Source organism: Synechococcus sp. UW69 (genome assembly GCF_900474185.1).
In the GTDB taxonomy this organism is placed as follows: Bacteria; Cyanobacteriota; Cyanobacteriia; order PCC-6307; family Cyanobiaceae; genus Parasynechococcus.
Genome location: NZ_UCNW01000011.1, coordinates 34,728 through 51,234 on the forward strand (window position 1 = coordinate 34,728; position 16,507 = coordinate 51,234).

16 protein-coding genes are annotated in these 16,507 nt (G+C 60.0%); 8 read left to right on the plus strand and 8 right to left on the minus strand.

The genetic code is table 11. The features are described 5' to 3' along the window. Nucleotides 1–19: 19 nt before the first annotated feature. The 5 genes from DXY29_RS11010 to DXY29_RS11030 all read right to left on the minus strand — a co-directional run bounded on the left by DXY29_RS11010 (nucleotide 20) and on the right by DXY29_RS11030 (nucleotide 5,823). A complete protein-coding gene (locus DXY29_RS11010; RefSeq protein WP_115025099.1) occupies nucleotides 20–640 on the minus strand; it encodes an LmeA family phospholipid-binding protein in 621 nt (206 codons plus the stop codon). Next, nucleotides 633–1,499 carry an alpha/beta fold hydrolase gene (locus DXY29_RS11015; RefSeq protein WP_115025100.1) on the minus strand — a complete coding sequence of 289 codons (867 nt, stop codon included), beginning with the start codon at nucleotides 1,497–1,499 and terminating at the stop codon, nucleotides 633–635. Before DXY29_RS11015 ends, DXY29_RS11010 begins: the two co-directional genes overlap by 8 nt. Continuing rightward, the gene (locus tag DXY29_RS11020; RefSeq protein ID WP_115025101.1) at nucleotides 1,496–2,596 is read right to left on the minus strand and encodes an iron-containing alcohol dehydrogenase family protein; all 1,101 of its coding nucleotides are present in this window, start codon (nucleotides 2,594–2,596) and stop codon (nucleotides 1,496–1,498) included. The genes DXY29_RS11015 and DXY29_RS11020 overlap by 4 nt, the downstream gene beginning before the upstream one ends. Further along, the gene (locus DXY29_RS11025; protein WP_115025102.1) at nucleotides 2,596–5,133 is read right to left on the minus strand and encodes an ATP-dependent Clp protease ATP-binding subunit; all 2,538 of its coding nucleotides are present in this window, start codon (nucleotides 5,131–5,133) and stop codon (nucleotides 2,596–2,598) included. Before DXY29_RS11025 ends, DXY29_RS11020 begins: the two co-directional genes overlap by 1 nt. Before the next feature lie 177 nt (nucleotides 5,134–5,310). Then, the gene (locus DXY29_RS11030) at nucleotides 5,311–5,823 is read right to left on the minus strand and encodes a GNAT family N-acetyltransferase (protein ID WP_115025103.1); all 513 of its coding nucleotides are present in this window, start codon (nucleotides 5,821–5,823) and stop codon (nucleotides 5,311–5,313) included. A 3-nt stretch (nucleotides 5,824–5,826) separates the two neighbouring features. Here DXY29_RS11030 and lysA point away from each other — a divergent pair, with 3 nt between their 5' ends. The 5 genes from lysA to DXY29_RS11055 all read left to right on the plus strand — a co-directional run bounded on the left by lysA (nucleotide 5,827) and on the right by DXY29_RS11055 (nucleotide 11,160). Further along, complete coding sequence (gene lysA / locus DXY29_RS11035) at nucleotides 5,827–7,206, plus strand: diaminopimelate decarboxylase (protein ID WP_115025104.1); 1,380 nt, start codon at nucleotides 5,827–5,829, stop codon at nucleotides 7,204–7,206. A gap of 22 nt (nucleotides 7,207–7,228) precedes the next feature. Next, complete coding sequence (gene cdaA / locus DXY29_RS11040) at nucleotides 7,229–8,059, plus strand: diadenylate cyclase CdaA (RefSeq protein ID WP_115025105.1); 831 nt, start codon at nucleotides 7,229–7,231, stop codon at nucleotides 8,057–8,059. Beyond that, a complete protein-coding gene (locus DXY29_RS11045) occupies nucleotides 8,056–8,838 on the plus strand; it encodes an isoprenyl transferase (RefSeq protein WP_115025106.1) in 783 nt (260 codons plus the stop codon). The genes cdaA and DXY29_RS11045 overlap by 4 nt, the downstream gene beginning before the upstream one ends. After that, entirely contained in the window at nucleotides 8,835–9,827 is a 993-nt protein-coding gene (bioB, locus tag DXY29_RS11050; RefSeq protein ID WP_115025107.1) for a biotin synthase BioB, read from the plus strand. Before DXY29_RS11045 ends, bioB begins: the two co-directional genes overlap by 4 nt. Before the next feature lie 907 nt (nucleotides 9,828–10,734). Then, nucleotides 10,735–11,160, plus strand: coding sequence for a cupin domain-containing protein (locus DXY29_RS11055; protein WP_115025108.1), 426 nt, complete (start codon nucleotides 10,735–10,737; stop codon nucleotides 11,158–11,160). Between the two features lie 14 nt (nucleotides 11,161–11,174). On the opposite strand, the gene DXY29_RS13575 is transcribed toward DXY29_RS11055, so the two are convergent. Beyond that, nucleotides 11,175–11,327 (minus strand): hypothetical protein, encoded by a 153-nt coding sequence (locus DXY29_RS13575; RefSeq protein WP_170951076.1) that lies wholly within the window; start codon nucleotides 11,325–11,327, stop codon nucleotides 11,175–11,177. Between the two features lie 1,112 nt (nucleotides 11,328–12,439). On the opposite strand from DXY29_RS13575, the gene DXY29_RS11060 reads away from it, so the two are divergent. The 3 genes from DXY29_RS11060 to DXY29_RS11070 are packed head-to-tail and all read left to right on the plus strand — an operon-like array spanning nucleotide 12,440 to nucleotide 14,950. Further along, nucleotides 12,440–13,393, plus strand: coding sequence for a rhodanese-related sulfurtransferase (locus tag DXY29_RS11060; protein WP_115025109.1), 954 nt, complete (start codon nucleotides 12,440–12,442; stop codon nucleotides 13,391–13,393). A gap of 47 nt (nucleotides 13,394–13,440) precedes the next feature. After that, complete coding sequence (locus DXY29_RS11065; RefSeq protein ID WP_115025354.1) at nucleotides 13,441–14,418, plus strand: DUF952 domain-containing protein; 978 nt, start codon at nucleotides 13,441–13,443, stop codon at nucleotides 14,416–14,418. Nucleotides 14,419–14,452: 34 nt separating this feature from the next. Then, a complete protein-coding gene (locus tag DXY29_RS11070; RefSeq protein ID WP_115025110.1) occupies nucleotides 14,453–14,950 on the plus strand; it encodes a hypothetical protein in 498 nt (165 codons plus the stop codon). On the opposite strand, the gene lipA is transcribed toward DXY29_RS11070, so the two are convergent. Together lipA and recR are read right to left on the minus strand one after the other, a co-directional pair. Beyond that, nucleotides 14,935–15,834, minus strand: a complete 900-nt coding sequence (gene lipA / locus DXY29_RS11075; protein WP_115025111.1) for a lipoyl synthase — start codon at nucleotides 15,832–15,834, stop codon at nucleotides 14,935–14,937. The genes DXY29_RS11070 and lipA overlap by 16 nt on opposite strands. A 61-nt stretch (nucleotides 15,835–15,895) precedes the next feature. Continuing rightward, nucleotides 15,896–16,474, minus strand: coding sequence for a recombination mediator RecR (gene recR / locus DXY29_RS11080; protein ID WP_115025112.1), 579 nt, complete (start codon nucleotides 16,472–16,474; stop codon nucleotides 15,896–15,898). Between the last annotated feature and the right edge of the window lie 33 nt (nucleotides 16,475–16,507).

The following is a 16,507-nucleotide window of genomic DNA, read 5'->3' on the forward strand; positions in this document are numbered from 1 at the left end:
GTTCAACAACAGACCGGCACTAAGGGGTGACGATGGAATGGCCTTTCAGAACCAACTGGCCAGCAAACAGCTGGGCATGCTCGATCCGGATGGCCGGATCCATTGGAAGCAGGATGCAGGGTTCATCGTCTGTCTCAGGCCGGAAGCACAAGGTGCCTTGCTCAGCGTTAAGGCGGAAGCGACGGCGAGCCGGGTCTTGATGTGCAGCGACAACTGCATGCAACTCGATCAGATTCTCTTCAATGCTTAAGGCGCCCAAGGGGCTGAGACCCATCAGCTGCTCAGCCATCCAGTCACCGAGCCAGCGCCAGGGCTCGGCAAGCACAGCGCTATTGAGCTGACGGCCGTTGAAGCTGACTTCACCCTCCACCTGAAATGGCTGCTGCAACGCCAGCATCTGGCCTGGAGTCAGCAGCTTCATGTCCACCGCAATCGGACCGCTGCACAACGCCACGCTCTGCAGAGGCAGCCCCTGAAAACAAACGTCCCGCGCATTAAGCGACACGCCGTCCAGACGTCCCCGCAGCAGAGACCAACTGGAACCGTTCAGATGCAGTTCGAGGCTTCCGAGGCGGTCGCAGCGGCTGCGAATCCAAAGACGCAGAGCCCCGGCGAGCACAGTGAGAAGGGGATCAGCCACAGGCCAAAAGCGAATAACAACGCTCAGCCACCCTGTGGGGCTGATCGATGTGCGGGAGGTGCCCGCAACAGGGGAACGTTTCTACAGGCCGATCCAGCAACGCCTGAAGCGCCTGTTTTTGCGGGGCGCGCAGAATGCGATCATCCGCACCCCAGATCACATGCAGTGACTGGGATGGCAGGGGTTCTCCACATCCTGCGAAACCACCACTGCGGGCAAATGCCGCCAAGGCTTCAGCCCAGCCGGGGCATTGCAGGTGCAACGAGGCAATTTGTTCTTCCGGAGCTCCCACATCAGCATCGGGATCGGCGAAGGCCTGGCGACACAGCCCCCGCCGCACGCCGGGGCGACCCAGAAACCAGGCACCAAAACGATCCAGCAGGGGCGGCACAGGCATGGGACGCCCCGTCAAACCTGCTGGAGCGAGCAGCACAAGAGGACCCACCCGCTCGGGGTGACGCCGGGCCAACTCCACGGCCACGGAGCCGCCCATCGAGGCACCGATCACCCCAACAGGAGCCTCAGCGGGAAGCCGCTCAAGCAGGGCATCGAGATGACGCAAAACAGCGTCCGGCCCGTAGGTCAGGCCCAAGGGACGAGGTGAAAAGCCAAAACCGAACAGGTCGGGGATGAACAGCTGAAAGCGATCGGCCAGGAGGGGAGCCAGGCGCCGGTATTCCAGAAAACTGCTGTCGAAACCATGCAGCAACAGCAAAGGAGAGCCTTGGCCGAGCACCGCCACCGGGAAGGGATCATCCAGACCCAGGCCAGGCAAATTCCACCACTGCACATCAGCGGCCAGGGTCTCGGCCTGCGGGTCAAGCAGAGCCGGCCGCAATTGATCCAGAAGCGTCTTCAAAGGCTGATGGGGCTGAGTTCAGCGGCACCCACAAGGGCCTCCAGCAAAGCACCGGGCGTCACGGCGAAGGGCAAATGATGCAGATCGGAACCCTCGCGACAGGCGAAGCGACACACCTCCTGCAATTCACTGAGGCTGGCCTGCGCCAGACCCAGATCATCAAGGCTGACAGGCAGAGCCAGCTGCCGCAGCAGCGGCAGCAATTGGCGGTGCGCCTGCCCGGCGAGCCGGTTGCCGCCCAGACGTTCCTCCAATCGAAGCTGCACAAGGATTCCGAAACCCACCTTCTCGCCATGGAGAACGTGGTGACACGCCTCCAGCTGGGTGAGGCCGTTGTGAACAGCATGGGCCGCGACGGTACGGCAACGGGCACCACCAAGTCCTCCCATCACTCCGGCAGTCAGCGCGCAGGCTTCGGCGGTGCGCACCCACGCCGCGCTGTCTGGATCCTCCAGCGCCGTGAGGCTGTCGATCAGCAGTTGATCGCGGAGAACCCGTGCCATCTGCACGGCCTGCTGCACCAGACCATCGCTGCTGTCGCCACTGCTCACGGAGGCTTCGTACCACTTGGCCAGGGCATCAGCGACACCACTGGCCAGAGTGCGAGGCGGAGCTTGGCGCACCAAGCCGTGATCAAAGACGAGAAGGTCAGGGCAGCGATCCAGCGCCACATCCCCTTCGAAGGCACCTTGAGGGGAATAGATGTTGGCCAGAGCCGTCCAGCCCGCGCAAGTAGAGGCGCTCAGCGGAACGGTGATGCATGGAAGAGAAAGACGATGGGCCAGCAGCTTGCCGGCATCCAGAACCTTTCCGCCCCCGGCTGCCAGAACGGCATCACAGCCGTCGGCTTCAGAAGACACTCTCTGGAGGTCCTGCTCACAGCAGTCGAACTGAAGCTGAGCTTGAAGAGGATTGAGTCCCTGGGCCTGCAAATCGGCGACGAAGCGCTGACGCTGCCCCGCGGTTGAGACACTGCGTCCGAGCACCAGCGGACGCGAACACAGCGCTTTGATCTGAGGCAAGGCCTCATCCCATGCTCCATCCCCCCGCAACACACTGGCGGGGGCAATGGAATGGGACGAGATGGATCGAACCATCAGAGGCTTGCACCTGCCAGTTGCGGTGCCGCTTCCACCTGACCTTTGTGACGCACAACCACCTTCTTGTTCTCGTCGACATCAACCTCGGCATGGTCGCCGTCCTTGATCCGACCTGACAGCACTTCTTCTGCGAGGGAGTCTTCGAGAAGACGCATGACGGCACGACGCAGGGGACGTGCGCCATAGGCAGGGTTGTATCCCTCCTCAACAAGACGTTCCTTGAACGCATCGGACACGGTGAGGGTGATGCCCTTCTCGCCCATGCGACCAAAGACTTCCTTGAGCATGATCTCGGCGATCTGCTTGACCTCCTCGCGGTTGAGCTGACGGAAGACAATGATCTCGTCGAGACGGTTGAGAAATTCAGGACGGAAGTACTGCTTGAGCTCCTCATTCACCAAGGAGCGAATCCTGGTGTATTGAGAATCTTCAGCGCTTTCACCGGAGAACTCGAAGCCAAGGCCGCCACCCCCCTTCTCGATGACCTTCGAACCGATGTTCGACGTCATGATGATCAGGGTGTTCTTGAAGTCAACTGTGCGGCCCTTGGAGTCGGTGAGACGACCATCTTCCAGGAGTTGCAGCAGCAGGTTGAACACATCGGGGTGCGCTTTTTCGATTTCATCGAAGAGCACCACGGTGTAAGGGCGCCGACGCACCGCCTCAGTGAGCTGTCCGCCTTCGTTGAAGCCCACGTAGCCAGGAGGCGAGCCGATCAGCTTGCTGACCGTGTGGCGCTCCATGAATTCCGACATGTCGAGGCGGATCATGGCCTCTTCGCTGCCGAAGAAATAGGTCGCCAGAGCTTTGGTGAGCTCGGTTTTACCAACACCCGTGGGGCCGGAGAAGATGAAACTTGCAATCGGTCGATTGGGGTTCTTCAAACCAACCCGGGCCCGGCGGATGGCCTTGGACACGGCTTTCACCGCTTCGTCCTGACCGATGAGGCGTTTGTGGAGGGTTTCCTCCATGTTGAGCAGCTTGACCGACTCGCTCTCAGTCAGCTTCTGCACCGGGACACCGGTCCAGGAGGCAACGATCTGAGCGATGTCCTCCTCATTCACCATGGGGGAACTGTCTGAAGCAACCGACTCGGCAGCCGTCGTTTCACCGGGCTCTGAAGAAGTGTCGGCTTTGACCTCGTCCTTGTTGGCTTGCAGCAGGGAACGAATCTGCTCCCGCAGCTCTACTTCCTTCTCACGCAACTCACCCGCCTTGGTGAAGTCCTGATCGCGGACAGCATCCTCTTTGTCCTTCTGGACGGAACGCAGCTCCTTATCAACCTCCTTCGCAGCAGGAGGCAACTTCGAATTGAGCAGGCGGACCCTGGAGCCAGCTTCATCGATCAGGTCGATGGCCTTGTCGGGCAGGAAGCGATCAGAGATGTACCGATCACCAAGGGTTGCCGCCGCGACAAGCGCTTCATCGGTGATTTTGAGGCGGTGATGCTGCTCATAACGCTCTCGAAGACCGCGAAGGATTTCGATGGTGTCATCGATGGACGGCTCACCGACATTGACCGGCTGAAAACGCCGTTCCAAAGCAGCATCCCGTTCGATGTGCTTGCGGTACTCGTCGAGGGTGGTGGCGCCAATGCACTGCAACTCACCACGAGCAAGCGCCGGCTTGAGAATGTTGGCAGCGTCGATGGCACCTTCAGCAGCACCTGCACCGATCAAGGTGTGAACTTCGTCGATCACGAGGATGACGTTTCCGGCCGACTTGATCTCCTCCATGATCTTTTTGAGACGCTCCTCAAACTCACCCCGGTACTTGGTACCAGCAACCAACAAGCCGATATCAAGGGTCAGGACGCGCTTGTCTTCGAGGATGTCGGGAATATCTCCCTGCTGAATGCGCTGGGCCAGGCCTTCAGCGATGGCCGTCTTACCGACGCCGGGCTCACCGATCAGAACTGGATTGTTCTTGGTACGGCGCCCAAGGATTTGGATGACGCGATCGATTTCGTTGTGACGGCCCACAACTGGATCGAGTTTCGCCTCTGTCGCGAGCTGCGTGAGGTTGTTACCGAACTCATCGAGGGTGGGAGTCTTGGTGGAGCCCTTTCCACCACCGCCGCCACCGGCAGACACTTCGGCCGTTTCACCCAGCATGCGAATCACTTGGGTTCGCACCTTGGCCAGGTCGACACCGAGGTTCTCCAGAACCCGGGCCGCTACACCTTCGCCCTCTCGGATGAGACCGAGCAACAGGTGCTCCGTACCGATGTAGTTGTGACCAAGCTGACGAGCCTCTTCAAGAGAGAGCTCCAGAACACGCTTGGCGCGGGGAGTGAACGGAATTTCAACGGCAACGAAACCGGACCCACGCCCAATGATTTTCTCTACTTCCACCCGGGCATCCTTGAGGTTGACGCCCATGGACTTGAGGACCTTGGCAGCTACACCCGTTCCTTCGCCAATGAGACCGAGGAGTATCTGTTCGGTTCCAACAAAGTTGTGACCAAGCCTGCGAGCCTCTTCTTGGGCCAGCATGATCACTTTGATGGCCTTCTCGGTGAAACGTTCGAACATCGCTGGGCCAATGCAGTGATGTAACCAAGCTATCAGGGTTGAGGGACCGCCGCGAGTGTTCGGTTTGTACGGTCACTTTCCAGTCTGAGACTGGCCTTGAGCGCGCAAAAAATAACAATGAATCCCACAAGATTCACTGCTTATTTTTGTTTCCCAGGGACGGGAAACCGAACAACATCAATCCGACGTTGGAGATGTCGGTGGTGGGATGCGACACCACTGAATGAGGGCATCGCGACCATCGGAGTAGTACCCGGAACGGGTGCCTGCGGTGCGGAAACCGTTCCGGGCGTAAAGCGCCAGAGCGGCAACGTTGTCGCTGGCCACCTCGAGCGTGGCGTGCACCGCACCAACCCGACGTGCCCGTTGCAACAGTGCTTGTAAAAGAAGACCTCCATAGCCGCTGCGGCGACTGGCCGGATCCACAGCAACTGCCGTGATGTGGAGTTCATCGGCCACCAACCAGCCGCAGGCAACTCCTATCAATGTTTCGGAGTCAACAAGACCGATGCAGAGGCGCCTGGTGTCGTCCAGCTCACGCCGCCATTGGTCAGCCGTCCAAAGACCATCGAGAGCAGTCTGATCCAGAACCAGACAGGCGTGCTGCCATGAGGGATCAAGACGCAGGATCTGCAGGGTCGATCCACCCACCGCAGGGTCGATTCCTAGATTGCCCTTCGACGCCGACACTCCGTGACCCAAACCATCACTAGTCAACGGCCCTTCGAGGCGAACCGGGATGCGGAGAGCCCCAATCGCAACCTGGCACCGCTTACAACCGAGCTCGACGCCACAGACCGACTGGTCGTCGGAGGTTGTCGTCTCAGTGATCTGGCGGCGCGCTACGGCACACCTTTATATGTGCTGGATGAGGCGACCGTTCGCGTCACCTGCCGGGCCTATCGCGAGGCTCTGGCCAAGCACTACGCAGGTTCATCTCTGCCGATCTACGCCTCAAAAGCCAATAGCTCCCTGGTGATGAGCAGCATTGCGGCCTCTGAGGGCTTGGGCCTGGATGCCGTTTCCGCCGGTGAACTGCTGACGGCGCTGCGCGGAGGGATGCCAGGGGAGCGCATGGTGCTCCACGGAAACAACAAATCCGACGAGGAGCTGCTGCTCGCCTACGCCAACAAGGTCACGATCGTTGTGGACAACCAACACGATCTGGATCGCCTGGCCGAACTGGTGCCCGCTGGATCAGAACCAGCGCGCCTGATGCTGCGCTTCACCCCAGGCATTGAGTGCCATACGCACGAATACATCCGCACGGGTCACCTAGACAGCAAGTTCGGCTTCGATCCCGATCAGGTGGAGCCCGTGCTGCGCAAACTTGTGGGACAACCCTGGGCCCAACTCACCGGCCTGCACGCCCACATCGGATCTCAAATCTTTGAACTCGAACCCCACCGTGATCTAGCCGCGGTGATGGCCGACAAACTGAAGCTCGCCCGCGACCTGGGCCATCCCGTCAACGACCTCAACGTTGGAGGCGGACTTGGGATCCGCTATGTGGAATCCGATGATCCGCCGAGCATTGAGCAATGGATCAAGGTGGTGGCCGAAGCCGTCACAGCGGCATGCCGTGAGCGTGGCCTCGAGCTGCCACGGTTGATGTGCGAGCCGGGCCGTTCGCTGGTGGCGACCGCCGGTGTGACCTTGTACACCGTGGGCTCCCGCAAAACGATCCCCAACGTCCGCACCTACGTGGCCATCGACGGTGGAATGAGCGACAACCCCCGCCCGATCACCTACCAATCGCTTTACACCTGTTACCTGGCTGACCGCCCTCTGGCCCAGGCTGACGAAAGCGTGAATCTGGTGGGCAAGCACTGTGAATCCGGCGATGTGCTGCTGAAGGACCTTCCCCTGCCCAGCACCGAGAGCGGAGACATCGTTGCCGTGTTCGCGACCGGTGCCTACAACGCCTCGATGAGCTCGAACTACAACCGGATCCCGAGGCCTGCAGCCGTCTTGGTGCACGACGGATCCGCGGAGCTGGTGCAAAAGCGAGAGCAGCCGGATGACCTGCTGCGCTACGACGTTTTGCCAGAACGATTCAACGCGTTACGTTGACGTCAGCGGTTCGTAGATCGGAGTGAACGTGTTGGCGGTGGTGGATCCGCGCCTGGTGCTCGACGTTCTCTTTGCATCTTCCATCGGCTTTCTTCTGTTCTCGCGCGTCAACGAGCAGCGCACCCTCTGGTTGCTGCGGGGCTGGTTGTTCCTGGTGGCCATGGCCTGGTTTGTCCAGCGATTCGCCAACCTGCCTCTCACCACAAAACTGGTGGACGGGTTGGTGATGGCCTGCTCGCTATCGCTGGCCATTCTTTGGCAGGGGGAGCTGCGGCGCTTGATGGAGCTGCTGGGAACTGGTCGACTGGCGGTGTTGCTGGGGAATCCCCAGAAGGAGTTCCGGGCATCCGCCGGCACCGTGAGCCAGATCACCGATGCCGCTGGCCGGCTGTCTCAGCTGCGCCGTGGGGCCTTGATCGTTGTTGACCTGGGGAGCGACCTCAGGCCCGAGGATTTTCTCAATCCCGGTGTTGCTATCGGCGCAGTGCTGAGTCGCGAGTTGATGCTGAATCTGTTTGCTGCCGACACACCACTGCACGATGGTGCCGTTCTGGTGCGTGGGAACCGGATCGAATCGGCCGGGGTCATTCTTCCGCTCTCCCGGCACAGCGTGAGTCGTTTCGGCACTCGGCATCTGGCGGCGCTTGGCATTACCGAACGCTTTGATCGCTGCATCTGCATCGTGGTATCCGAGGAAACAGGGACGCTGTCCCTGGCCAACCAGGGCAAGCTGGAACGCCCGATCACGAGCTCTCGCCTTAAGGAACTGCTGCAGGAGCTGTTCAGCACCGCCGAATCGATGCCGCCGGCACGACGTACGGTGGGAAGCTCTCAGTCTGAATCGCTGTCTTGAGCCGCCCTCCGGCCACCAGCACTGACACGGCCGATCGTTCGCTTCTCCCTGCGGACCTCGACCCAGGCCGGCTCCCGCAGCACGTGGCCTTGATCATGGATGGCAACGGACGTTGGGCGAAATCGCGCGGGTTACCTCGGGTGATGGGGCACCGTGCCGGCGTGGAGGCATTGAAAACCAGCCTGCGGCTCTGCAGCGACTGGGGCATCCCAGCCTTGACGGCCTACGCCTTCTCCACGGAGAACTGGTCGCGTCCAGGGGAGGAGGTGAATTTCCTGATGACCCTGTTCGAACGGGTGTTGCAGGCCGAACTTCAGGCACTGGAAGCCGAACAGGTGCGGATTCGCTTTCTCGGAGATCTGGAAGCCTTGCCCCAGAAACTGCAGCAGTTGATCGCTGACGCCACGACCCGTACAGCCTCCAACAACGGCATTCATTTCAACGTGTGCACGAATTACGGCGGGCGACGGGAACTGGTGCAGGCAGCCCAGCGCCTCGCCCGACGCGCTGCAGCGGGGGAGCTCGATCCGGACAGCATCGATGAGAACAGCATCGCCGCTGAATTGTTCACCGCTGGCGAGCAGGATCCCGATCTGTTGATCCGCACCAGCGGGGAACACCGCATCAGCAATTTTCTGCTCTGGCAGCTGGCCTATGCCGAAATCCACGTCACCGACGTGCTCTGGCCCGACTTCAATGCCGATGCGTTGAAAGAGGCCCTACTCGATTTCCAACGCCGTAACCGCCGCTTCGGCGGACTCGATCCGATCAGCCCATGACGCTCAGCATCCGCCACAACTGGACCACCGCGGAGATCCAGACCCTGCTGGAACTCCCCTTGATGGAGCTGCTTTGGCAGGCGCAAACCATTCATCGTGAGGCCAACCCTGGCTATCGGGTGCAGCTGGCCTCGCTGCTGAGTGTGAAAACAGGGGGCTGCGAAGAGGATTGCGCTTACTGCTCTCAGTCGATCCATAACAGCAGTGATGTGGCGGCCTTTGAGGCCCAAATGCAGGTGGAACCGGTGCTGCAGCGCGCCCGAGCTGCCAAGGAGGCCGGTGCCGATCGCTTCTGCATGGGCTGGGCCTGGCGGGAAATCCGCGACGGTGCCCCCTTCGAAGCCATGCTTGAGATGGTGCGCGGAGTGCGCGGCATGGGGATGGAGGCCTGCGTGACCGCGGGGATGCTTACCGATCAACAAGCGGAACGATTAGCCGCAGCCGGGCTCACGGCCTACAACCACAACCTCGACACCAGCCCCGAGCACTACGACCAAATCATCTCCACACGCACTTATCAAGAGCGGCTGGAAACACTCCAACGCGTCCGCAACGCCGGTGTCACCCTCTGCTGTGGCGGCATCATCGGCATGGGAGAAACCCTGCGGGACCGAGCCTCGATGCTGCAGGTGCTCGCCAGCATGAACCCTCATCCCGAAAGCGTGCCGGTGAACGGATTGGTGGCCGTTGAAGGCACCCCTTTGGAAGAGCAAGCCCCCTTTGAGCCCTTGGAGCTGGTGCGGATGGTGGCGACCGCCAGAATCCTGATGCCACACGCCCGGGTGCGGTTGAGCGCGGGCCGTGAATCGATGAGCCGGGAAGCCCAGATTCTCTGCCTCCAGGCAGGTGCCGATTCAATCTTCTACGGCGATGTTCTGCTCACCACTGGAAACCCCGATGTGGAGGCCGATCGCCAGCTGCTCGCCGATGCCGGGGTAACCGCCAACTGGCAGGAGGAGGCTGCTCCTGCCAACTGTGCTCCCCGCTAAACAAGACGCGCCCCATTCCGAACCCCCGACAACATCTGCGGGACGCTTGCAGAACAAACTTCCGCAATCGTTAGGCCCAACTCCAGTGGGTGTTGATTAAGCAGACTGATTTTCGACAGCCCTATGGATGAAACGCCTAAGCAATGACATCGGCCATCCTTTCCATTGAAAGGACTGAGCGATGTCATCAATTGGTCGAGATCACTCCTCCACAGAAACGTTCTCTAAAGGACCGTTGCATGCTCCACGGAGTGCGTCTTCTGTTTAGGCATCATAAATTTTGCATCCGGGTGCAGTTGGCGACACATCGCAACGCTCTTCCCAGTACAGGTCGTGTTGCGACTGGATTGCTTGTCGAGGCTCGGAATCCTGCTTGGATTGCGTTTTATCGACCAAACCGAGAGGGATGCAGATATCAAAAAAACCAGAGCAGATCGTGATCATCGCTATCCTTGATACTGATTTCTGTCTACTCCTCTAGGCGATAAAAACAATAGGTACTTAACCCGAGAAGAGGAAGCGAAAGGATCACCTCACAAACATGAGGCGACCCTTTTGGCCACGGCTACATCAATCCAGGATGATCAAGACCAGAGAGACATGAGCCACACGGCTCAACAACCATGCCCTTGCTTGTCGCGAAAACCTTATAAGGCTGTCATCCGATTGAAGGAGAAATAGTTCTCTTCTCCTCCCAGCCCAAAGCACCCATTGCATGGGCAAACGCATCACCAAACCAAAAAGGAAAACCTTTCAAAGTCACCTCCTTTGAAGATGAGAAATCTGTAGAACAGATGTCTGGCGGTTGACGATAGGCACTTAAAACTCACCAACTTCAAACAACAAAAATCTGACCCGACAGCCACCAGCCGCCAAATCGGGTAAGAAGGTGCATCATCAAAAGACAATGCAGTTCAAACGTTTTGGCTTGACAGCCGGCATCTTGCTTCTGGCCAGCAGCGTGCAGGCTGCACCTCAGCCAGAGATTCAGGAGTTGTTCAGGGCGAGTCGAACACCAGGCGAACGGATCGTGGCCTATCCGCAGGGCACGCCGGAGCTGAGGGTGGTTCGGGTCAGCCTCCCCGTTGGAGCAACGATTCCACTCCACACCCATCCCTCACCCGTGGTCGTTGTGGTGACGAAGGGCGCGATGACCAACGTGCGCCTTGTCGACGGCAAAGAGGTTGTGAGCGTGGTCCGGCCCGGCAATGGCTTCCTGGATGGCCACCCGGATGAACCTCACTTCGTGACCAACAAGGGCCCAGAACCAGCAGAAGCAATGGTGACCTTTGCCAGCGTTGAAGGTCTCCCCAACATGATCCCCATGAAGTGAGCCATCAACCCAATTCACAACGAGCGTTGACCCATCTGCTTCAGCATTAATTTGGCATCCTGCTCCGTCAGCGGTGACACCATCCGCAGCACCTTGCGATGGATCTCCTGGGGTGCGGTGACATGGCCCTGCATCGATCCCCAAGACCTTTCCCAGAGTTCAGCCAATTGATTTTTATGTTGCATTGAAGGATGAAAATTCATGCGTCGTCTGTATGAATGATCCGAAGCGCATTGATATAGATGCCAATGCAGATTGCTACCAATACAAAAACCATTCATCGATTTCGTCTAGAGGTGTTCTAAGGGGAGAGAGGTAAAACCACCTCCCTCAACTGAGCGATTACCGGGTCCACTTGGCTCCACCGACTGGGGGATAGAGCGCATCCCCCAGGAACTCGTGTAACAATCTCTCTACTGGCACACAGCCTGGGCTGGAGCAGGGTTAAACCAGAGGTAGCCCTTCAACGAGGAGCCATGATTGACCCCATCGTCCTTCCATCACTATTTGGCCTCTTTGTTCTGTCCGTCATTCTTGATGCCGTAAAAGACGACCGCGAGCGTCACCACCATCGCCGTTATTGAGTGCTGGGCTAACGCTGCTTCCCCTTCACGAAGCCAGTGGCGTTTGATCTGGACGACAGCTCCTTGATCAGGGTTGCTGTGATGATCAGCGCTACAAAAACAAGTTCCATCACCAAAGCCAATCAGTACTTGTTGTGAAACACAGTTCCGATGGCTGTGGCTGTGAAGACAACAGCGATTAAAGCGAGTGCCATAGACGGAAGCGGAGCACCTTTCCGTGATGGCATTGAAGTCACTCAAGCGGCCGTATCGAAAAGCACCATCTCAGTGGAATCGGCAGAAGTAACTAGGAACGAACCTGACGAGCGAGCGTCAAAATCAAATACGCCGTCACCAAAGCCAGGAATGCAACCACGATCCGTCTCTGACCCAGAACACCGTTCAAACCAAAGGATTGTCCGGGTGAAGCAGACCGGTTGAGCCATTTGCTACCTGGCCTGACCAAAACACTGCAAGAAAGACTCATTGTTGGTGTCATCCATGTTGAGCTACACCGGATAGGTCAGAGGCTCAGCCATGAAGATCGACAGCGCAAACGCTCAACCCATGGGAAGCCTCATTTTTGAAGAGGGGCACAAGCCCTTTCATGCCCTGGCGTGTCCACTGCGGCCTGCCTCTGTGCGCATCAGCAGGAAGCACTGAAGGGGAACCCACCGTCCTGATGCAGGCTGGAGGGACGTTGAGCCTGGAGCACCGTGGACCCGATCCGCCAAGAGCCTGTGCTGGCGAAAGACAGCCGACTCCTGGTGGCTGCTTTTTATGCCTTCGTACCCCTTGATGACGAGCATCGCGAGACGTTGCTGGCCAGCTTGCCGACGCTTGCTCGCGAAGGGAGTGTGCTCGGCTCGGTTTTGATAGCTCTAGAAGGAGTCAACGGCACGATCAGTGGGCCAGAGGTAGGCGTTAGCGCAGTGCTGGATCACTTGCGCTCCTCCCTGGAACTCGGCAACGATCACTTCGCGCGGCTCGAGGTGAAGCGCAGCTGGGCCGACAAGCCGGTATTTCGCCGCTTCAAAGCCAGGCGCAAGAAAGAGATCGTGACCATCGGCGTGAACAGCGTGGACCCCCACGCCAGCGTGGGCACCTACGTGGAACCTGAAAACTGGAATGCGCTGGTGGATGATCCCGGCACGCTGGTGATCGACACCCGCAACAGCTACGAAACAGCGATCGGAACGTTTGACGGCGCCATCGACCCCGGCACTGAGAGCTTCCGTGAATTTCCGCAATGGGCAGAAGAAACGCTGCGGCCGCTGATGGAACAAAACGGCAGCCAGCGCATCGCCATGTTCTGCACCGGTGGCATCCGCTGCGAGAAGGCCAGCAGTTATCTGCAACAACGGGGCTTTGGAGAGGTGCACCATCTGCGCGGCGGCATCCTCAAGTACCTGGAGCAGGTGCCGGAAGCCGAGAGCCGCTGGCAGGGGGAGTGCTTCGTGTTCGATCAGCGGGTGGCCCTGAACCACCGCCTTGAACCCGGTGAATACAGCCTCTGCCATGCCTGCGGCCTGCCGGTTTCAGCCGAACAACGCGCACTGCCCAGCTACATCAAAGGCGTGCAATGTGTGCATTGCGTGGATCGCTTCACCGACGCCGACCGGGAACGGTTTGCGATGCGGCAACGGCAAATTGATCAGATGCAGGCTTGAGGGATTCAGACCGCATCGGACAATCCTTGCAAGGACGACTCCATGCCGTGCTGCCGATCCTCTACAGCTTCCGCCGCTGCCCCTACGCCATGCGCGCCCGCTGGGCCCTGCTGGAGGCCGGTCTTCTGGTGCAGTGGCGCGAAATCGCGCTGAAGGCCAAACCGGCTGAGATGTTGGCGGTCTCCCCCAAGGGCACCGTTCCGGTGCTGGTGTTGCCAGACGGAGAGGTCATCGAAGAAAGCCATGCGGTGATGGACTGGGCCCTGAATCAGGCGGACCCACGGGAGCTGCTGTGGTCCAGCGATAGCGACACGTCAGCGCTGATCCAGCAGAACGACGGACCGTTCAAGCACCACCTGGACCGGTTCAAATACACCGATCGCTATCCCGGCACCAACAAGGATGAGCAGCGGAACGCCGGCCTCACGATTCTGAAAAGCTGGAACCAGAGGATTGCCGAGCAGGGCTGGCTGCTTGGCGAGCGCATCTCACTGGCTGATGCGGCCATCTGGCCGTTCGTGCGGCAGTGGCGTATCGCCGATCCTGAGGGTTTCGACAACGACACCGCTCTGGCGCCACTGCGCAGCTGGCTCACCGGCTTCCTGGAGGCCCCCCGCTTCGAACGGCTGATGCAGCGGGCCGATCCCTGGAGTGCCGGTGGGCAACAGCACCACTTCCCTGCCGATGCCGTGGCGGTGCCCCTGGATCAACCCCTGTTCCACCTGGCCCTCAAGGGCGACTGGCAGGCCGCGCAGACCAACGGCAGCTATCGCATCTCCACGCGAGGTATGGGACTCGATCAAGTGGGCTTCATCCACTGCTCCTGGCAGGAGCAGGTGAACGCCACCTTTGAACGTTTTTACGCGGATGCCGGCGACGTGCTGCTGCTGGAGATTGATGCCGCTGCCGTCGATGCTCCCCTGCGCGCCGATGCGATTCCCAGCGGCGAACTGTTCCCCCACCTCTACGGAGCTTTGCCGCTGGAGGCGGTGCGCTCGGTCGTCACCATGCCCGCATCAGCATGAGCACGGCACCATAAAAATGGCCAGATCCCGATCGATGCTTGAACACCTGGAAGCCGAGGCCCGCGAACGGGGCCTGCTGCTGCGATTGCAGGTTGGCCGTCCCCTAGGACTGTGGAGCCTGAGGTTGGTGGTGGCCCAGCAAGCCACGAGCGGCAGCCTGCTGCTGCTGGGGGAAATGAAGGGATGGGCCTATCCCGCCGCCACGGGCCTGCAACTCGACACGATGCGCGTGATGCCGATGGCACCTCCAGGCGTTGGTGATCTGATCTGGGCCGCCACCATGGCCTGGGCCCAGGAGGCCACGCCTTGTGCAAGAGCCCGTTTGCTGGCCATCCGCGACGACGAGCGGCAACACCGACGGCTGGTCCGCTACTTCCACCAACGCGGGTTCAGCACGATGCGCGAGGTGGAAGCAGCACTTTGGGATCTTCCCCTCCGAATGGTCTGGGGTGGCGCCGGTGCCCTGATGAGTGGAGAGATCTCCACCGTTCTTGAACGCAGTCTGCGGGGATGGCGTCAGTCAGCAGCGTGATAGCTGCTGCGCACTAAAGGGCCGCTGCGCACCTGGGCAAAGCCCAGTTCACGGGCTACCGCCGCAAGCTCATCAAACTCCTGCGGCGTCCAGTAGCGGGCCACCGGAATGTGCTCCAGCGAAGGACGCAGGTACTGCCCCAGGGTGAGCCGCTGGCAATCCACAGCGCGGAGATCGTTGAGGGTGGCGATCACCTCATCACGGGTCTCTCCCAAGCCGAGCATCAAGCCGCTCTTGGTGGGGATTTCAGGCGCCAGTTCACGGGCGGCCGCCAATAGCCCGAGCGACCGCACATAGGTAGCCCCCCGGCGCACCTCGCCCTGGAGACGCTGCACCGTCTCCAGGTTGTGGTTGAAGCACACCGGTTGGGCTGATAACACCGTGGCCAGCCGCTCACGCTGAGCCTTCACCGCCAGGGCCTGATCAGCCACGCCCCCCCAGAAATCGGGAGTGAGCACCTCAAGAGCGATGAGCGGATTTCGGGCCCGGATCGCCGCCATGGTGGTGGTGAACAGGCTGGCGCCGTGATCGATGAGATCGTCACGGGCGACTGCCGTGAGCACCACATAACGGAGCTGCATCGCTTCCACCGCATCAGCCACCCGTTCGGCTTCTGCAACATCCACCGGCATCGGTGCCTGCCCCTTGTCCACCTGGCAGAAAGCACAGCTGCGCGTGCAGATCGAACCGCCCAGCAAAAAGGTTGCCGTCCCTGCGGCATAGCACTCACCACGGTTGGGGCAGCGCCCTTCCTCACAGATGGTGTGCAGGCGGTTTTGCTTCACCAGCCCCTGCACCCGCTCCAATTCAGAGGCGTTACCAATCGGCCGACGCAGCCATTCGGGCAATCGCTCCGCAGGGGGAATGGCGCTGAACTTGCTCATACCGGCGGACGGCCTGTGTTGATTCTGCTCAAGAAACAACGAATCAGGGCACTGACATCAATCAATCAACCGGCCGGCGCCCCTCCAAGGCTCGGCTCAGGGTGACCTCATCGGCGTATTCGAGTTCACTCCCCATCGGCAAGCCGTAGGCGATTCGGCTCACCGGACAGAAGGGCTTCAACAACCGTGCCAGATACAAGCTGGTGGTATCCCCTTCAACACTTGGGGTAAGGGCCAGGATCACCTCGGTGATCTCCTCCTTGCTGATCCGCTGCACCAGTGCCGTCACATGAAGAAGCTCCGGACCAATGCCATCCATCGGCGAAATCAATCCACCGAGCACGTGATAGCGCCCTTGAAATTCGCGGGTGCGCTCCAACGCCAGAAGATCCCGGGAATCGGCCACCACGCAGATCACCCCATTGCGGCGCTCCGGGTTACGGCAAATCTCACACTCCGGCTCAGCGGAGAGGTGAAAGCAGATCTGGCACTGGCCCACCTGGGTGCGGGCCGCTAAGAGGGCATCCGCAAACTGGTGAATCTGCTCCTCGGGCTGATTCAGCAGATGCAGAGCAAGCCTCTGGGCCGTGCGCGGACCGATGCCTGGCAGACGCTCGAACTGATCAATCAGTCGGGCCAACGGTCGGGTGAAGCCGCTCAGTGGTCTGCCGCC